This is a genomic window from Pseudomonas sp. ASL9, assembly GCF_056680335.1.
On record NZ_CM155277.1, the window covers coordinates 3451078 to 3467501 of the forward strand.

Genomic DNA, 16424 nt, shown 5'->3' on the forward strand with positions numbered 1-16424 from the left:
GTTCTCGGTATTAAAGCGAGAGTAGATCCCATCGATCGTTAGTGAGCGACCCAATCATGCTTAGGCTGAAACTAGCGGTAAACCTCACGGCAGATTGTCCAGCTTATGTTCCATATCATGCTCATGTATCATTTGATACAAATATGTACAAGTTTGTGTCATGGGTAATATATGTATGTCGGCATCATTTATAGCGCTACTGGACTGTCATTCTGACGCCACGTGCAATCCGCATGGAGGACTATTTATGCCGCTGCTAAACCACTTATCGGGTTCATTTCGAAACTTGAGTGTCGGCAGTGGGCCAAGACAGCAAGCAGCATTCTGAGACAAGCCCCGCTCTGACGAGCCGGGGGTTTTCTACCGTCCGTGGAGGACACGAGAAAATGCTTTATCCAATCGCGATTTTTTCTGGTGATGAGCAACACGCCTGGGGCGTTGAGGTTCCAGACATTCCTGGTTGCTTCTCAGCAGGCGATGACCTTGATGACGCCATGCCATGGCCCGCGAAACCGTAGAAGGTCATCTGGAAATCTTGGCAGAGATGGGTCTCAAGAAGGTGACGGTACATGCGACGGATCCTGAGTTTGCTGGCTGCAGGTGGGCCGTTGTCGATATCGACGTGACCAAATATCTGGGAAAGGCTGAGAAGCTTAATATCACTTTGCCAGGGCATCTGCTGAACCGGATTGATGATTATGCAAAAAATCATCCTGACCAGAAAAGCAGATCCGGTTTTCTCGCTGCGGCGGCGTTAAAGGTTCTTCAAAACGGTTAAATACCGGCTTTTTGCCGCTGTTGGCGTGAAGCGCCGCGTGTATGACTAGTCGGGTGGCTGAGGTGATTAGCTTGAACCTACTGACTAAGTTGGGAGCGAAAGCGAACAGGGTCAGAAGGCCGTCCATGGCACCTGCGCCGAAGAAATCCAAGGTCGTTTCCGAGTAAGAAATTTTTAGCTGTGGACGGTTTGTGGACGCTTGCCTTTTTTTGCAATTCCCCAGCCCCTATTTTTTAAAGGCCAAAAACGACGAAAGCCGCGCAATGCGCGGCTTTCAATATGGTGGGCCCAGTAGGACTCGAACCTACGACCAAGGGATTATGAGTTGCTGGGCGATCTGATATGCCTAGAGAAAGCGTTCGTAAGTGAACGTAGGTTGGCATAGCTAGAGGCCCCGTAGTTACCGGTGTTGAGCGTAGTTTTGAGAAGGTTGCTCAAGCTGAGTACTGTACCGTGGTTGTACTGATTTTGCAGCGTATGCGTTTCTCGGCGTGAGGTGGTCTTTGATAAACCAGCTTTCAAATTCATGGGTCGGAACTGACATGGACACTTCCAAAACGCAATTCACCGACAAGACGTACACTCTACAGTGGTGTACATCTAACCAAATTGACCTTCACCTCAGGCAGCGATCGCCAATAGCGGACGGTCAGTCAATGGCTGCTCACGGTTTGGAGGTGTCTAGGAAATCCTGGGTGATTCAATTTACCTGAAAATCGGGATTGGTATTAGAAGTCGTCCCCTTGCATCAGCCTGTTATGCTGACTACGAACCTATGGGGGGCTCCTCGCGCTGGCTGCTAATCTCCGACACGCTTATGCCTGATGAACAGATGAGTCTTTATAGTATCCTCTAACATGCATATAGGAGTCCGCCGCCGAGATGAAATCGCGAAGTATTAAACTCACAGAATTAGATGCGCGTCTTAGATCTGAGGTTTTTAACCCTTGCCCCCCATCAGACATAGATTGCTCTCCATGCGCAATTTTATTCCTCTTGTTTTTAACCCATAGCATGCTTTCCGCATCAAGCTTTGAAAAGAATAGCTTTGGCATACCATAAGAGATCCCAATCACATTCAATTTTCTCGCGTCGATATTTCCAGAGAACAGTGATTGCCTACGAAGGTAAGCTGACAGCCCTGGGAAAGTCAGGCGCGAAGTTCTTAAATTTACTTCTTCAAGTAGGATTTTTTGAGAATCCCGTATGAAAGCGCCTGACGATTTTCCAAAAGAATACCGAAGCATTTTTGCTTTTAGGGGTTCGGTAAGATCATCGTACTCTAGCACTGATGCAGAATCATGAATTTTTTCAATAACTGCATATACAGTGGCCTCGACGTTATTGTACAGGGCAATAAATACACTCGATTTAAGAACTACTATAACGTCAATTTTTCCTCGAGTGTCTGAAACCTCATCGACATGATCAAGGAGGCGGCGAATGGAGTATTCTCTGTCGTCAAGATCTGCAATAACCGCCCGCATGATTAGGCGCTCAACGACAAAATATGGTCTCTAACATAATGAATTCTATTCTGCAAGCTATCAGCCGCATGGGTTCTATTTCCCCCACTTACCGATCTCCCGAACTCTCGATCTCGTAGCCAGTATTGCACATCTATTTTCCTCTTTAAAATAAGGTTAGGAGATCTTTCAAGTGCTAGATGGGTTCCTACGGCAATCGCCTCAAAGAAAATTCGGGAAGCGTCTTTGTTTGGACCTTTTAGAAATCCGTACTCGAAATTCTTTATAACAAAGTCGATCATCAAGTTGAAAGCAGATAGCTTTTTAAATTTTTCCTCATCGCTAAAATTTTCGAGTTTCTCAACCATGTAGCGATCAAGGGTTTTGCTCACACTACGAGAAAACTCTGAATATTTCGGGTAAGTGTCGATAAGAGCAAAAAATCTTAGCACGAGCTCTTCATATTCCTGGCGTTTCTGAACTGTTTTAGAAAGCTTGATTGACTGCCTAAAACCAATATGAACAGCGCATTCGTTATAAATAAAGTCGGTAAACCGCCCTCTATAGATACCTTTGCGAGTCTCCATGTTTCGCAAAATATCACTGCCTTTGTTGATTCTTTCAAAAAGGTCGTTCTTGACCTCATCTGTGGCACTCTCAGAAAGGACAACAACTGTGAATGTAGTATTATTGAATTTTCGCTTTCGAGAGACATCGAAGCCATCAAAAACCATGCCGTTCAGCATGGTTATTTTTTCAAGACCATCCAGTTTTAATTCATTGTTCAAAAAGGCGCTCAAAGTGCGAACTCGCTGAGAACCATCGACTATTTCCAAGCGGCCATCTGTATTTTCCGCTACGAATATTGGTGGTATCGGTAACCCTAGAACTATTGATTCAATAAGTCGGGACTGGCGCGATTCGTCCCATACAAAGTCTCGTTGATAGTCTGGAACGTACATTTCATTTTCATCATCATCCAGCCCGTCGCAGTATTTTTTGACCAGGATCTCTATCGTAAAATCTTTACTGTCGTAAGCGACAGCTTTCTTGAGTTCAATAATTTGCTCTTCAACATCTTTCACAATACATAGTCCTTAAAGCGAAACATTATCTAACGACAGGGAGGTATTTCGGAGTCCTTAATACGCTGCCGGGTGAATGCTGTTATCCGGCTAAGAAATAAATAGCATGGTGGCGCTACGATATCAATAATTTCAGTGAACTCTGATCGTCTTTCGAAGTGCCATAATGAAGCTATCGCCGATCAACGGAGCCATGTCGGATGGGGGCTTTTGGCCGCAAAACGTCCCGCGCGACAGGCGAAAACCGGTCAAAAGTAGTAGGATGCGTGTCGGAAATCAGGGCTTGCTATCACTGATCTGCCTCGAGGCCTACGTTCACTCGATAGCTCACCGGGGTCATATCCATCTTTAGGAGCTGACATGCTGTAAGCCGATACTCCAAATACACACCCTCGACTTGGTCCAGTGAGTGGAGCCGCACGACCTCATAGCGCTCCAACTCTGCGGCAGCACATGTCATCTCATTCTCCGAGATGAAGAAGGCAGCATTGGCGCCACCGGAAGTGGTTTTGACCTCCAGGTAGTGCTCGGTTATTCCTTTGTCTCCTTGCCTTAATGTGCGAATGTCGTAGCCAGCTCCATCTCCCTCTTCGAGCGAGACGTGGATAACTCGGGACACATATTCCTCCCCCAGCTCAGCTAGGACCCGCTGACGCTCCTTCGCCATAACGATGAGCTCCCCGACGGCACCGAGCTGCTGATTGTTGGTAGCTTCTTGGAGGTAGTCCCTATTTTTCACACTTCCTTTTCGGCGGGTGGCTTTGGCCGGGGTCCTCGCTGGGTGCGTGGTAGGTGCCACAATACCCAGGCACTTGTAATGGGAGACGTCTGACACTTCCGGCATCTGGAGGTCAGCGGATATCGTGTCTACTCTGTCCGAGTACATCCGATGGGTTGCAGCTGACGCCTGAGACAGTAATAGGCGAGCAAGGATTCCAGAGTTCTTGATAAGGCGCCCACCAGTTCCCATTGGGGCACAGGTGAATCCTGCACTCGTCATTGCCTTGAAGGTCAGGTTGTTTTGAGCCAAGCACTCGATGTGCACACGAATATTCAGGGTTTTGGTATTACACCCTTCAATGAGCTCCTGCACTGCGGGCGCAGGAATACCGTCAACGTTTCCGAACCACACTACATTGGAAAAGTGAACAAGATTGGGCCAGAGCTTCGGTGCCGCGTTCCCATGATCTTGGCTCTCGATCACCTCCGAAAGCCAGCGCGGCCCATCCTTCTTAGATGTTCGCTCAACAATACCAGCACCAATAAAGCCACTGACCTTTGGCTTCGGTTTGTACATATCGACGAAGTCCCAGTTGGGCGGGCCTGCTTGGAAAATCAGAACATCCCCTTTCTGGATGCCAGACCACATACCTTCCTTGCTATCGTCAAACCCCCAAAAACCCGTCGCTAGGGTGGTCAACCAATGCTCAATAGGGCCGTTGGCCTTTACGGCCTCGCCACGGGAAACAGCAGCAATAATGTGGGAAATGACATCCATATCTAAACTACTCACAATTCAGTGTATTTCTTGGCGTTCCCACGGGCTTTTTCGACCGGGTATTTTTCCGCATTTATGCGAAGCTTGCGATCTACCGCCTTCTGCAGATCGATAGAAAGAACATCCGCGAGACGCAGCAGATACAAGGTGACGTCGGCTACTTCCTCTTCAACCTTGCGCATACGCGCCACATCACTCTTAACGTTTATGGCCTGCGAATCGTTCAGCCACTGGAAAACTTCGAGTAGCTCTGATGCTTCTACAGCTAAAGCAGCAGCAAGATTTTTCGGCGTATGGAACTGTTCCCAATCGCGCTCTTGCGCGAAGACACGCAGTCTCTTCTGAATCTCCTCGACATTCATGGACTTCTCCGACAGTTATAGCTATAGGCCGCTATGGTCTCAGAAGCTCTGCCTCGAGACCAGCAATGAACGGAGCAGATCTCAGCCAACTCAGGGTCTCTCCCTGCAGGTGATCTCAGTTTCGCTACTGAAGAACGCATTGCACGGAGTCATACCTAGTGACCTGAGGTTTGCAGCGGTTCTAGGAGGGCCGGGGAATTCAGTAACGCAGTCGATTGCGACGATGAATGGCTTATTGCTACTATCTGGAACAGAATAGGCACTCGATTTTTGACGATCAGTATCTGGATAAAACAAAGGAATGTATGTCACAGGTCTCAATCCCGAATGTTGCTTTTTATCCGCTAGTGCCTCAGCCACAGACTGTGCCACCCGCAAACCTCATTGACGCTCCCCGGCTTGCTCCGGAGTTTTATATCGATGATGAGCACCATGGGCTAATTTACTGTCCTGACTGCGGTGTCATGTGCAGTAGACGGCCTCGCAAGACCCCGAGACGGAAAGATGGGGTCTCTGCCTTTTACTTCCATCTCCCCGGCTTTGATGGGGTCGAATGTCCTCACAGGAAGAAGGGGGGGACGGGGGGGGGTGAAGAGGGGGCGGGCAAAGAGAAGCGTGCCATTAACCTCGTTACCTTCGCAGGATGGAAGAGTTTGGGGGAAAATGAGGACGAAGGGGACGATGACGACGACCTGATCGAGACAAAACGGAAAGAAGTTCAGGCCGGTTCCTCAGTGAATGGTCGAGGGTTTGAAAATTTCTACGATGCCGATGGAAATTTGCTCAATCCAGGGCACTTCCGCACTGTAAGAAGATTGGTACGTTTAGCTCAGATAAGCCTAGATATCGCTATTCAATTTGATGATGAAGATGCCATTAGGCTTCGTGATCTCATAGTGTCTATCGAAAAAGCTCAGCGAAACATAAAGCAATATTTGGGAAAAAGTTTTCTATTTTTTGGACAGCCTACTTCTATAGCAAAGGGGCGATATAGTCGGATTTTCTTCAATTTTCAATCTCCTCAACATCAGCTAAGCGGCCATTGTGAGTTAGGGATTTTTGAAAATCGAGGTTGGAAGACTTTTGAAAGGGATCGCTATTATTTGTTTTATGGTCGAGTGGAGGGTGATGAGGCTCACTCAATTGTTAGAATACTGGAGGCCGGTCAAATAGACAGGGTTCCCCTCACGGCATGGGACTTATTTAGTACTCTCAGGTAATGTTGGATGAGAGCTTTCATCCGGTATTTTATATTCAGTATTTTGCGCGGTGGATTATATGCCTGTTCCTGTCACAGCTTATCGGGTCTTAATTGGTTCGCCATCGGACGTAAGTTCTGAGCGGAAAATTATTGAAAATGCTATTCATACATGGAACTCTATGAATAGTATTAGGACTGAAACGATTCTCCTTCCTGTCATGTGGGAACTAGACAGTGCTCCGCTTCAGGGGGATCGTCCGCAAGGTATACTGAATGATCTTATTGTAAAAGATTGCGACATTATCGTATCGCTTTTTTGGTCAAGGCTTGGTAGTGATACGGGCGTAGAGAAGTCCGGAACAGTTGAGGAAATCAAATATTTCATCAGAGAAAAGCGCCCGACGCTGATATATTTTTCTAAGCGGCCATTGCCACAAGAGCACGATACTACGCAATGGTCTAGGTTGTGCGATTTCAAAAAAGAAATTAGAGGTGGTGGAGTTCAGGAAGATTTCGACGGAGAGTCCGATCTTTCCATGAAGCTTATCCGGCACCTTACAATCGTCATGGGGAATATCAACACAGCTCCGACTGTGGCTCCTAAAGAAGTTAACAGATTGATTAGAGCGGAAAATGTAATTCGTCGTAGAGCTGAAAAAAATACTCTACCTCGTGAGCCTCTCAAGGCGAAGGCGTATACTCTGAGAAAATGTACGGAAAAGTCCTTTTATGTTGAGGGGGGGCCGGATGCTAACTTTGAGTGGTCTCCAAATCTTTATGGTCAGTTTGTAACAATGGCTGGTGTCGGTCGAGTATGGCAATTTAGCAATAAGCGCAATGGAGATGTGGCAAAGCATCTAAATATTAATGCTGATATATTGGAGTGATCAAACTACAATGCTTGCTGTAAAAAATAATTGTCACAAAAGACTAATCATGCCCCGAGTCTGAAAGGGAGCGGACACATAGTTGTTCCATGCATGTTTTCCCGGCACAGCCCAGCCTGGCTTTTGTGGGCGATGCGATGTTGAGCGGTCGCCCTTCCGCTGTTACATTACTTATGCTTAGGTCAGTAATTAGATTTATCATATTTATCAACAGGTTGTATTGTCAGCATTACGAAGCCTAAGAGAGCAAAAAATAGTATGTTGGCAGAGAATAAGTGAAGTTAGCTCGGATGATGGCAAAATGCTTGGCGTCCAGCTATAGTTGAGCTTTAATCTGACTGATATCGAGGGGACGATGAGATTTTCTGAGTACTTTAAACTTGGATTGACACAACCCTATTTAGATTTTGTCGACATCCGACTGGATACGGATATTCCAGTTTTTTTGGAGCCCAATGCGATAAAGTCCTTAAGTAGTCCATGGGGTAATGAACTTGCCTCCCTCCTCCAGGTTTTTTTTGAAGAGGTGCTAACGCTGATTCGCGCCGGACATAATGATAAGGCACAAAAGCTGCTTTCTTCACTCAATGAACGGAATGAGTTTCATCTGGGGTACTCATCAGGTGAGTCGCGAGGCCATGGATTTGGAAGTGGGGCTGCTACGAGCGTATGGGGGGCACTAAGTCAAAGTACCGCTGTGAAAACCGGGTTGCTAAAAGATCTTGAGGACACTGCTCTGCTAATTCCGGGCATAGGGACGGATATGATATCTGATGCCGTCTGCAATATCTTACGCGGTCCTCTAATTCGTTATACTCAGGATATGTGTTTGTTTTACAGTGTGCCACTTACTCCTGATGTTGATTCTGGTCCTATTTGGAATGCTGACAAAAACCTTTGGGAAACAGCACTAGTTCCGTTGCCTGTGACGCCTTACGGCAAGGTGATATTGGTTCCTAAGCTTCTTGTTCGGCAGCGCCTTAGCTATCGATTCGATGAGTACTATCGTCATTACCTTTTGCCTCAAATGCAGCAGGAGCACTTGAGTCAAGGATCTAGTTTGGTAGAGGTTCTTAGTAACGGCACTGAGCGTGTTACAAAAAAAGCGTTGATGGAGAAGTATGGTCGAGACAAATTGGCGGCTGTGACGCAAACTCAGCTACGGCCTAGGGTGCTAGACGAGTATAGAGAATATAAAGCTAATAATGTTTCCTTACCGTTGACTCATGAACAATTTTCGGAAGTGGAGGGAGTGGAACCTCCAGATTTAGATGCATTAATTTTAGAGATGAAATCGTTGGCACCAGGTAGGAAAGACGCTGACGCCTACGAAAAGATTGTTGAGAAAATATTTTCTGTAATCTTCTACCCTTCACTTTGCAACCCTAAAAAGCAGTCGGCGTTACATGGGGGGAGGAAACGAGTAGATATTACGTATAGCAATGAGGCCAAGTCCGGTTTTTTTGCGTGGCTATCCCTCCATTATTGTGCGCCGTTGATATTTGTTGAGTGTAAAAATTACGGAAAGGAAGTGGGAAATCCAGAGGTTGATCAATTATCGTCTAGATTTGGCCCAAGTAGAGGGCAAGTTGGGATTCTGGTCTGCCGCTCTGTTGAAGATAGACCCTTGCTGTTGGCACGATGCAAGGATACTGCAAAAGATAATCGAGGATATATGCTTGTTCTGGAAGATAAGGATATTGAAAGTTTAGTTGCTATATATAATCTTGATCGAAATAATGTTTTCGAGGTTTTTAGGAAACAGTGGGCCCAGTTGATTGGTTGATCTTTTGGTTTTTCCCTGTTCGCCGAATCTATAGAGATTTAGATTGGCCAGCAAATCGCAATTGTCCCTAGACGGCTTCAAGGGACAGCATTTGAGCTGGAGTCAACAGAATTCGACCGCCTTTTACAGGGTCGCTGCGGCTGTCGACCGTCCGTGGTAGGTCGGTTGGAGTGGGTTACCACCCTCGGCTTTGACCCTTTTGGTTTCCTCTGCTTCCTGCGCCTCGGTCGATATCACCGACCTCTGCCAGTAATCTCCTGGCCTCTGGCAGATAGAATTCGTGGCGTCCCCAGAATGATTGGATGGTCTACCGTTCATGGAAGTTCTGCAAACGCGCTCTGTCATAGCGTCTAATCTGCCCTCAGTGAATGCAAGGTCCTCCAGGGCTAGGCGCGTTTGTAGTGCTGAGCCAGTCTCATGAAGCAGTAGCTGCGCTTCACTGCGGGGCGACCTGCACTCCCGGAGATGTATTGGCCTGTTTGCTGGTTCCCATTTGATCATCCGAGGTCGAGCCAATACACAACTGTTCGAGCAAGTCTTTTGAAAGCCTCATAGACCTCAACTTATGGCGAGTGACCATCAACGGTAGCTCTTGCGGGACTTCATCATCCCCATCAAGGAAGACGGGCTCTTGCCAGCTATCAATATTGATCATTTCGATGTCCTCAGGGGGCTATCCAGTGATTGGAGGAGTGCCGCGATTTGTTATCGATATTGCGACGGGTCAGGGCTTCTGAAGCAGGAATTTCATCTCCTTTTTTGCGTCTCGTGGCAATCGAATCGGTATCAAACGACGGTTCGTCACTCACAGGTCGCGTTCGGTTTTGATCCGAATCAGTCAGTGAGGTCGGAATGATTGTAGAGCTCCTCGTAGGCACAACTAGACCACCGTCCTTTTGGCGTAACCATCACAGTCGTGTGTCGCTCTACCAGGCTTCTAGCCTCATGAGAACTAGGCCGCCCTGATGCAAAGGGAATTTCCCTTTGCGTAGCGTAGCGGTTATAGCGGCGCGGAGCGACGTTGACCGCCCTAGAGCGAAAGCGCTTGCGGTCGTTAATAGAGTCGGGAAGGGGGCTGCACAGCTGGTTAACAGCGCGGTTAAAAGAAAGGGTTAGAGGCTGTTTAAAATATAGGTATCTCATTGATATTTATAGTTATTGTCCAATGTGATTGCCCCTCAAGTGTTAGTAGGTCGCCCCCCAAATGTTAGTAAAAAATTGCGATTGCCCCACGATTTGCCCCAAGGTAGTGGTAAGGAAATGATCAGCGGCTCATCGCGTTGAAAAAGCCTCCTTTTTTAGCGAAACGCCGGTAATGAAGATGGTAGGAACGAAAAAAAGGGAAGCAAAGCCTCCCAGGTATTAGTTCTCGTCAGTTTTTGGCCCCCCAAGTGTTAGCAATGGGAAGACCTACACGATGATTTCAAGCCACTATCGAATTTTCCATGCTGGCTAGCTCAAGGTTTCGGCGGTTTCGGGTTTACGAAGTTGGCTATCTCATCATTCCCAGCAGCAACGTGATTGCCGTCAAAGGTAGGGCTTTCAAGCGCAGATCCCGACTGACCTTGCTCTGATTCAATAGCCGTAGCGATTTTTCCTCCGAGCGACTGCTCGATCCTCTCGCTCGCAGCGAAGCTGATGCCTCCAGCCGCGTGGCGCGCAAGCTGCGCTCCTGCCTCCATGGCGATTTTGCCGGCCTTACCAAGTGAGCTTTGGTCTGATGCCGGGGCAGGGGCGTTGTGCCTTCCGTCCTGACTGCTAGAAAAGCCTGCCCCATTGCCCATGGCTTCTGAGAAGCTCGAACGGCCGCTCCCACCGCTAGCAGATGGGTCTGGGGTATCCATCGAGAGTTCACCACTACCAACGTCTCCCATACTTGCCTGGGCAGATTTAAACGCGGCTGAGAGCGCTGACATACCTCCAGCAGTCTGCGTAGCCCCTGCCATGACTGAGGCACCGGCTGAGGCCGCAGCAGATGCGGCCATGGTCGCAGCACCTATCGCTGCCCCTGCTCCAAAGCTGCCTATTCCTCCTGACTGTCCTCCAGAACCAACTAAGCCAGCTAACATCGGAGGTAGCTTATTGACCATGGTGAGCAGCACTACGGATGCCACTAGAAGGACGCATAAGCTGTTCAGGTCCGGCGTCCCTTCCTGGAAGGCCTTGTAGTATTGGTCGATGAAGGATTTTCCGATACCGATTAGCAGGATCATGGTGAAGAGCTGGATCCCTATACCGAGTACTGCTTTGTAGAAGCTGATTGCAATGTCTGACGTCCAGCGGCTACCGCCGAAGCCCAGCAAGAAAACGCCGGCATAGGCGAGAAGCCATGCTGAGACGAGTAGTAGCAGCATGTTGACGGCAATGAGGGCTAGAACCACTAACACGACGATTGCAGCAACGAGCATGACGGCAGAGAGGACTGGGGACAGTAACGAGGCAGAGTCGCCTACTTTCGTGAGTATGTTGAAGCCGATATCAACGATACCGGATGGGGATAGACCATTGCCCAGGCCTGACGCGTCAGCGCTAATCTTGCGCATGGTGTCGATGATGGATAGGGATATGGCCGGGCCGTTTATCAGCAGCCACCAGAAAAATCCCAGTGTCCCAAAGAATCTGATCGTTTCTGCAAAGAAGTCTTGAAGACCTGCGTTACGCAAAAGCATCAGCCCGTAAGTCCAAACCATGCTTACGAGTGCCAGACTCCAGAACAGCCAGTTGGCTGCGCTCAGTATCTTGGATTGCCAGGTGATGGCTATTGTGGAAAAGCTCTCGAGTATTTTGTTGAGCATGTTGCCGCTGTCCAGGCCTGCGGCTTGAACGCTTTGCGCGATGCAGAGCGTGGCGATTAGCAAATGAATTGAAATGAGCTTTTTCATAGGGTCACCATTTCCTATCGTTGCTAGGGGTGTTGTTGTGGCCCAGCGCGCATGCGTCCCGAATTTGCTCCTGATCGTGTTTTGGGCGACCAGTGGGATCGTCATTGCAAGTGAGCTTCTTCGAGGTGTTCGACGTATCACAACCGCCCGTGAGAGCTAGTGACAGTGCTATGCAGACTGAAAATCGCCGGTGCATACCTTCCCCCTTACCAAGACTTTTCGACGCTTGGGCTGTTTTGTCCGGACAGTGCGTGGTGATCAGCAGCGAGCTGTTGAGAGTCTCTGTCACCGTTGATCTGGGCTTCGGTCGCCACTGCGTTTTGCTGTGCGACGAGTAGGCTTCGGATTTGAAGAAGCTGGTTGGCTTGAGCGCTGGCTAACTGATTAGCCGATTGGATCGCCTGCATCTGGCCGTTGGCCGTAACAGCGTGATGTTGCATTGCGGCTAAGTTATCGGCGTCTGTTTGTAGGGTGTCTTGTTGGCTATCGACGTTTTTGAGTAATGCGTCACTGGCCTGTTTGCGGGCGGTGCTGGCATCGGCTCGGGCCTTTGAAATGGCTTGCTGATCCTCGCTTGTGCATCCTTGGACGCCAAAGCATGGAGATGCTGAGTAATGCGAAACATCCTGGTACTTGGAGAGATAGCTTTCTAGGCTGCCTGCCTGGTTCTTGTAGTAGGTGAGCGTGTCTTGAGCTGCCAGCAATTTAGAGATGGTCCGATCAGCCTCATCCCATATGTAGGCTGCCGGAGCGGCGGTGTTCTGCAGCATATTCTCGTACTGTTCTAGCTGGGTCTTGTATTGCTCGATCTGCTTAGTGACGGCAGCTACGTTTTGAATAGCGCTGATGGTGGACTGACGAACATTTAATCCGTCGACTACCGGGATGCCGGCAACCGCTTGCTGTACATGCATCGTCGAGAGGGTCAGCAAGCAACCTGCGATAAAACCTTCGGTTTTGTTCATGGAAACTCCAAAGGGAAGCACGTTTCTGAAAAATTGATTTTTTAGCGGCTAAAATTTGAGTGACTGCACCAGTCGCAGCATTTCGTCTTGGTTAGCTTCTATGCGCTTTAGCAGTGCCCTCACTACGTCTGGAGTCATAGCAATACCGGCCAGTGCAAGCTTGGGGTCGTCAGTCAGCCAAAGCTTTAGAAGTCCCCCCAGGCGTCCTTGATCTGCGTTGATCTTCACGAGTTTCATCACGTTCTGCGAATCGATAGTTCCAGTAATTACATGGCCGAGGCTTAGGCGTCTCAGATACTCCGCAACCGTCAGGCTTGCTTGGGCTGCATTTTCTTTAATCAAAGTTTCCTCGTCAGGTAAGACAGGCACTCTCAAGTGCTTGCCATGTTTTCTAGTGTCAGTACCAGAGCTGTTTTTATGCATGGTGTGTTTCTCCTATCTTTGCGAAGAAATTTAGTTCGCGGATGCGAATGGCCTCGCAGAGCAAGTCCACGTTGAGTGCCGATAGGCGCGAATAAGTGATAGTGAAATTGGCTGGCCGGCTTGCCGGTTAGCTAACTTCACCTGTCTTGCCCTGCATTTCAGCGAGTCCGCCGAGGACAGCGAACCATTTTTCTAATGGACTACTGCGTTTGTTATGTCGAACAATTACCATAACAACGCTGTTGAACAGTTATTGATCATGCTGTGAGCGGTTGATCGATTCCGCAACGGCAAATGTTCGATATAGCAAAGCTTGATGATCTACGTGATAAGTTTTCTAGTCAGGTTTTGTACAGAGCTGATGGGCGTGGCGCCGGAATGCCTGATAGCCGTAATTGATCAATTTTTCTTCCCGGAGGGTTTGCCAGATTTGCAAAATTGAACAGCCGTTATCAACTGCATGCTGGATGTCTGCTCTGTGGATTATGAATGCTGCTCGATTCCTGTCTGATTTCGGTGCGTCACTCTTGTTAACTAAGCGTTCTGCGACTCTCAAGGATAAAGGCTTCATAAACCTCCCTGATGCTAAAAATGGTTAGCTTTGCTTGGCCCCTCATTTGTCGATCAGAGGTCGGGTGCGGGGGCGTTTTTACTTCTATTTACTCTTAACTTATTTAAGTGTTCGACTCCTACTATTGACCGCATCGCAGTCTTGACACTTGGGGGGCCATTTTCAGGGTGACGGCCCTGATGTGCCGGTGTTGCTGTGACGCTTGCAGATCTCGGCCCCGGTCTACGGCTGGGCGTTTGAGACGTGAAGTTGTAGGTGCCAGCACGGTATTTTTTGATGGCCCCATGGAGCCATTGCAGTGGCGTGGTCCTGATTGCTCCGGCCTTCAACACAGCCATCAGATCATCCAGCATTCTTTGGCGGTCAGCAGCCTCAACTCCCTCCAGGGCCGATGCGATCTTGGCTCTGGCGCTGTGGGGCTGGTCACTCGAAAAGTGAAGCTCCTGTGCAACAAGATCCCGATCCTCAGCATTCACTGACGTAGTAGTATTATTTTTCTTTTTGGTTTTTGTATTACTAGTATTTATTAGTGGTTGATTTTCCACTCCCCGTTGCGACGCGTGTGGGTTATCCATTCTTGGATTTTCGCCATGTGGTGAAACGCGGTCACCATTCGGTCGATTTTCCCTGATCTGCCAGAGCGTTTTGGTGAACCTTCCACTCGCATCCTGCTGCCTTTCGATCAGCAGATATCCGGCTCTCTCTAGCTCTCTCAGGCCGGTTCTTGTAGCGGTCTCTCCTGTATCTTTTTGGTTGGCCAGGTATGTGATGCTTAGCCACTTAAAGTTGGGAGGAAGAGACCATAGAAATGAGATCAACCCTACTGCTTTCCAGCTAAGCCGCTTGTCACGGATTATATGGTTGGGCAGCATTGTGAAATTGTTAGTGACGTTTCTTTCAAAAATTACTGTTTCGGACATTGCGATTATCCTTGGTCGATGACTTTTGCAATGTCAGCGGTACGAAAGTACACCCTTCGTCCCAGCTTTACTCGGCAGGGAAGTATCTTTCGAGATAGGTCATTGTCGCCGCCCAGACTGATTCTAAGACCGTCCTTGCTCCTATGAAGGATCTCCGCTAACTGCTCAATCGAAAGTAAGGTGGCGCCAGCGTATCGTGCCAGCAACGTTTCTTCTGTTGTCATTTTGATCGCTCGGTCATGAGATTTTAGCGATGATAAGACTGTTTATTTGTAAGTTGGAAGTGTTTTTGAATGTATTTTTGAAGCCTAAGTTAGTTTAGCTAAACTTGCCGGGTGTTTATGTAGCTAAAGTTTGTATTTTGAGTTGTTGGTCATTGACGCTAGGTCGAATGTTTTAGCGAGATTTTAGCCGCTAAAATTTATAGCGGCTTTCCCTTTGTTTCGATATTTACGTTGATTCGGATTGTGCGGGTCTTGATTTAGCTATACTTTTTTACTTGGGGAGTCATTGATTTTATCAAGCTTGGCAACTAAGTCTTCTGCGCGTAGATGTGTATAACGTTTAAGCATCTGCATCGATTTATGCCCGCTGATAGCTGATACCTCCTGGTCAGATAGCCCTCCTTCGACAAGCCGACTCACTGCTTCATGGCGCAGGTCGTGAAACCTGAAGTCAGGCAGATCGAGCTTCTTCTTCAACTGCCCCCAAATTTTCGTGAAGGTATACGGGCGACGTTTTTTGTCCTTTCCAGGCTCACCGAAAAACACCAGGTTGCAGTCGATTGGTCGCACCGGGTTGTCCATAGCAGCTTTAAAAACTTCAGTAGCGCGCTTGCTCAGTGGAACGGTCCGGGAAGCGTCGTTCTTTGTGTCTGAGAGGCGTATGACGCGCTTTGCCAGATCTACCTGAGGTCGTCGCAGGGATGAGATCTCAGAGGAGCGCATACCCGTTTCCAGGGCGATGCGCACAATCCAACCCAGCATAGGGTTGCTGTGTCGATTCACGGCCGCGAGCAAATGGCGTTCTTCGTCCGGCGATAGTCGTCGGTCACGACCGTCTCCCGGGCTTGGCTTGCGAATGTTCAGTACCGGGTTGAACGTCAGACCCAATCCCCATTCCTGAATAGCGACGGTGTACAGGTGGCTCAACAGAGCCAGCTCAAGTCGAACAGTGTTGTTGCTGATGTTTCCATCGCGGCCGGGCTCACTCAGTCGCTTGTCGCGATAGCCGGCGATGATTTCAGCGGAAAGGGCAGCGAGAGAATATTTGCCCAGGTGCTCGATGAGCTTCTTGGCTTTGGTGATTTCACCGCGTTGGGTGCTGGGCTTCTTGGTGGGGGTGATGTCGTTCAGGTAGCGCTTGAGTGCAGCCTCAAGCGTCATGCGCTCGGAGCCGCTTCGCTGGATGTACACACCTCTGACCATTTCGTCTTCGGTACGTCGAGACCAGTCCTCCGCATCACGCTTGGTGCGAAAGGTTTTAGCCACGGTTGGCCAGCCAGTTTTGCGAATCAGAGCCTTCCAGGTGCCGGAAGGAGTTTTGACGAGTGTTGCCATGAGAGGGTGCTCCTAGGCGGCTGGCGAGCCAGCACTGTACC

At 48.7% G+C, this 16424-nt stretch carries 15 protein-coding genes and 1 pseudogene; 4 read left to right on the forward strand and 12 right to left on the reverse strand.

Going from position 1 to position 16424, the window contains the following annotated elements; all coding sequences use genetic code 11:
• The first annotated feature begins 386 nt into the window (after window positions 1-386).
• A pseudogene (locus AC1ME2_RS15900) lies at window positions 387-778 on the forward strand (type II toxin-antitoxin system HicB family antitoxin).
• A gap of 815 nt (window positions 779-1593) precedes the next feature.
• Here the strand turns inward: AC1ME2_RS15900 and AC1ME2_RS15905 are convergent.
• From AC1ME2_RS15905 to AC1ME2_RS15920, 4 genes are all read right to left on the reverse strand, one after another.
• Window positions 1594-2265 (reverse strand): MAE_28990/MAE_18760 family HEPN-like nuclease, encoded by a 672-nt coding sequence (locus AC1ME2_RS15905; RefSeq protein ID WP_480435151.1) that lies wholly within the window; start codon window positions 2263-2265, stop codon window positions 1594-1596.
• Window positions 2266-2267: 2 nt separating this feature from the next.
• Window positions 2268-3329: a DUF262 domain-containing protein gene (locus AC1ME2_RS15910; RefSeq protein ID WP_480435153.1), complete on the reverse strand. Its 1062-nt coding sequence runs from the start codon at window positions 3327-3329 to the stop codon at window positions 2268-2270.
• Window positions 3330-3618: 289 nt separating this feature from the next.
• Window positions 3619-4827: a protein NO VEIN domain-containing protein gene (locus tag AC1ME2_RS15915; RefSeq protein WP_480435155.1), complete on the reverse strand. Its 1209-nt coding sequence runs from the start codon at window positions 4825-4827 to the stop codon at window positions 3619-3621.
• Between the two features lie 11 nt (window positions 4828-4838).
• Window positions 4839-5189 (reverse strand): nucleotide pyrophosphohydrolase, encoded by a 351-nt coding sequence (locus AC1ME2_RS15920; RefSeq protein WP_480435157.1) that lies wholly within the window; start codon window positions 5187-5189, stop codon window positions 4839-4841.
• A gap of 227 nt (window positions 5190-5416) precedes the next feature.
• Between AC1ME2_RS15920 and AC1ME2_RS15925 the strand changes: the two genes are divergently transcribed.
• From AC1ME2_RS15925 to AC1ME2_RS15935, 3 genes are all read left to right on the forward strand, one after another.
• A complete protein-coding gene (locus AC1ME2_RS15925; RefSeq protein ID WP_480435159.1) occupies window positions 5417-6409 on the forward strand; it encodes a hypothetical protein in 993 nt (330 codons plus the stop codon).
• Window positions 6410-6467: 58 nt separating this feature from the next.
• Complete coding sequence (locus AC1ME2_RS15930) at window positions 6468-7277, forward strand: hypothetical protein (protein WP_480435161.1); 810 nt, start codon at window positions 6468-6470, stop codon at window positions 7275-7277.
• Window positions 7278-7632: 355 nt separating this feature from the next.
• Window positions 7633-9063 carry a hypothetical protein gene (locus AC1ME2_RS15935; protein WP_480435163.1) on the forward strand — a complete coding sequence of 477 codons (1431 nt, stop codon included), beginning with the start codon at window positions 7633-7635 and terminating at the stop codon, window positions 9061-9063.
• A 436-nt stretch (window positions 9064-9499) separates the two neighbouring features.
• Here AC1ME2_RS15935 and AC1ME2_RS15940 read toward each other — a convergent pair whose 3' ends face one another.
• The 8 genes from AC1ME2_RS15940 to AC1ME2_RS15975 all read right to left on the reverse strand — a co-directional run bounded on the left by AC1ME2_RS15940 (window position 9500) and on the right by AC1ME2_RS15975 (window position 16383).
• A complete protein-coding gene (locus AC1ME2_RS15940) occupies window positions 9500-9718 on the reverse strand; it encodes a hypothetical protein (RefSeq protein ID WP_480435165.1) in 219 nt (72 codons plus the stop codon).
• A gap of 802 nt (window positions 9719-10520) precedes the next feature.
• Complete coding sequence (gene trbL, locus AC1ME2_RS15945; RefSeq protein ID WP_480435167.1) at window positions 10521-11945, reverse strand: P-type conjugative transfer protein TrbL; 1425 nt, start codon at window positions 11943-11945, stop codon at window positions 10521-10523.
• Window positions 11946-12151: 206 nt separating this feature from the next.
• Window positions 12152-12910, reverse strand: coding sequence for a P-type conjugative transfer protein TrbJ (gene trbJ, locus AC1ME2_RS15950; RefSeq protein WP_480435169.1), 759 nt, complete (start codon window positions 12908-12910; stop codon window positions 12152-12154).
• Between the two features lie 48 nt (window positions 12911-12958).
• The gene (gene traJ, locus AC1ME2_RS15955) at window positions 12959-13333 is read right to left on the reverse strand and encodes a conjugal transfer transcriptional regulator TraJ (protein ID WP_480435171.1); all 375 of its coding nucleotides are present in this window, start codon (window positions 13331-13333) and stop codon (window positions 12959-12961) included.
• A 337-nt stretch (window positions 13334-13670) separates the two neighbouring features.
• The gene (locus AC1ME2_RS15960; protein WP_480435173.1) at window positions 13671-13904 is read right to left on the reverse strand and encodes a TraK family protein; all 234 of its coding nucleotides are present in this window, start codon (window positions 13902-13904) and stop codon (window positions 13671-13673) included.
• A gap of 53 nt (window positions 13905-13957) precedes the next feature.
• Entirely contained in the window at window positions 13958-14824 is an 867-nt protein-coding gene (locus AC1ME2_RS15965) for a helix-turn-helix domain-containing protein (protein ID WP_480435175.1), read from the reverse strand.
• Window positions 14825-14829: 5 nt separating this feature from the next.
• Window positions 14830-15048: a MerR family transcriptional regulator gene (locus AC1ME2_RS15970; protein ID WP_082363160.1), complete on the reverse strand. Its 219-nt coding sequence runs from the start codon at window positions 15046-15048 to the stop codon at window positions 14830-14832.
• A 261-nt stretch (window positions 15049-15309) separates the two neighbouring features.
• Window positions 15310-16383, reverse strand: coding sequence for a site-specific integrase (locus AC1ME2_RS15975; protein ID WP_480435178.1), 1074 nt, complete (start codon window positions 16381-16383; stop codon window positions 15310-15312).
• Between the last annotated feature and the right edge of the window lie 41 nt (window positions 16384-16424).

Bases quoted from the DNA above. Each gene is read 5' to 3' on its own strand.
- AC1ME2_RS15915 (WP_480435155.1), bottom strand. From the start codon at position 4,827: ATGGATGTCATTTCCCACATTATTGCTGCTGTTTCCCGTGGCGAGGCC.
- AC1ME2_RS15935 (WP_480435163.1), top strand. From the start codon at position 7,633: ATGAGATTTTCTGAGTACTTTAAACTTGGATTGACACAACCCTATTTA.
- AC1ME2_RS15920 (WP_480435157.1), bottom strand. From the start codon at position 5,189: ATGAATGTCGAGGAGATTCAGAAGAGACTGCGTGTCTTCGCGCAAGAG.
- traJ (WP_480435171.1), bottom strand. From the start codon at position 13,333: ATGCATAAAAACAGCTCTGGTACTGACACTAGAAAACATGGCAAGCAC.
- AC1ME2_RS15965 (WP_480435175.1), bottom strand. From the start codon at position 14,824: ATGTCCGAAACAGTAATTTTTGAAAGAAACGTCACTAACAATTTCACA.
- AC1ME2_RS15905 (WP_480435151.1), bottom strand. From the start codon at position 2,265: ATGCGGGCGGTTATTGCAGATCTTGACGACAGAGAATACTCCATTCGC.
- AC1ME2_RS15975 (WP_480435178.1), bottom strand. From the start codon at position 16,383: ATGGCAACACTCGTCAAAACTCCTTCCGGCACCTGGAAGGCTCTGATT.
- AC1ME2_RS15960 (WP_480435173.1), bottom strand. From the start codon at position 13,904: ATGAAGCCTTTATCCTTGAGAGTCGCAGAACGCTTAGTTAACAAGAGT.
- AC1ME2_RS15940 (WP_480435165.1), bottom strand. From the start codon at position 9,718: ATGATCAATATTGATAGCTGGCAAGAGCCCGTCTTCCTTGATGGGGAT.
- AC1ME2_RS15970 (WP_082363160.1), bottom strand. From the start codon at position 15,048: ATGACAACAGAAGAAACGTTGCTGGCACGATACGCTGGCGCCACCTTA.
- trbL (WP_480435167.1), bottom strand. From the start codon at position 11,945: ATGAAAAAGCTCATTTCAATTCATTTGCTAATCGCCACGCTCTGCATC.
- trbJ (WP_480435169.1), bottom strand. From the start codon at position 12,910: ATGAACAAAACCGAAGGTTTTATCGCAGGTTGCTTGCTGACCCTCTCG.
- AC1ME2_RS15930 (WP_480435161.1), top strand. From the start codon at position 6,468: ATGCCTGTTCCTGTCACAGCTTATCGGGTCTTAATTGGTTCGCCATCG.
- AC1ME2_RS15925 (WP_480435159.1), top strand. From the start codon at position 5,417: ATGGCTTATTGCTACTATCTGGAACAGAATAGGCACTCGATTTTTGAC.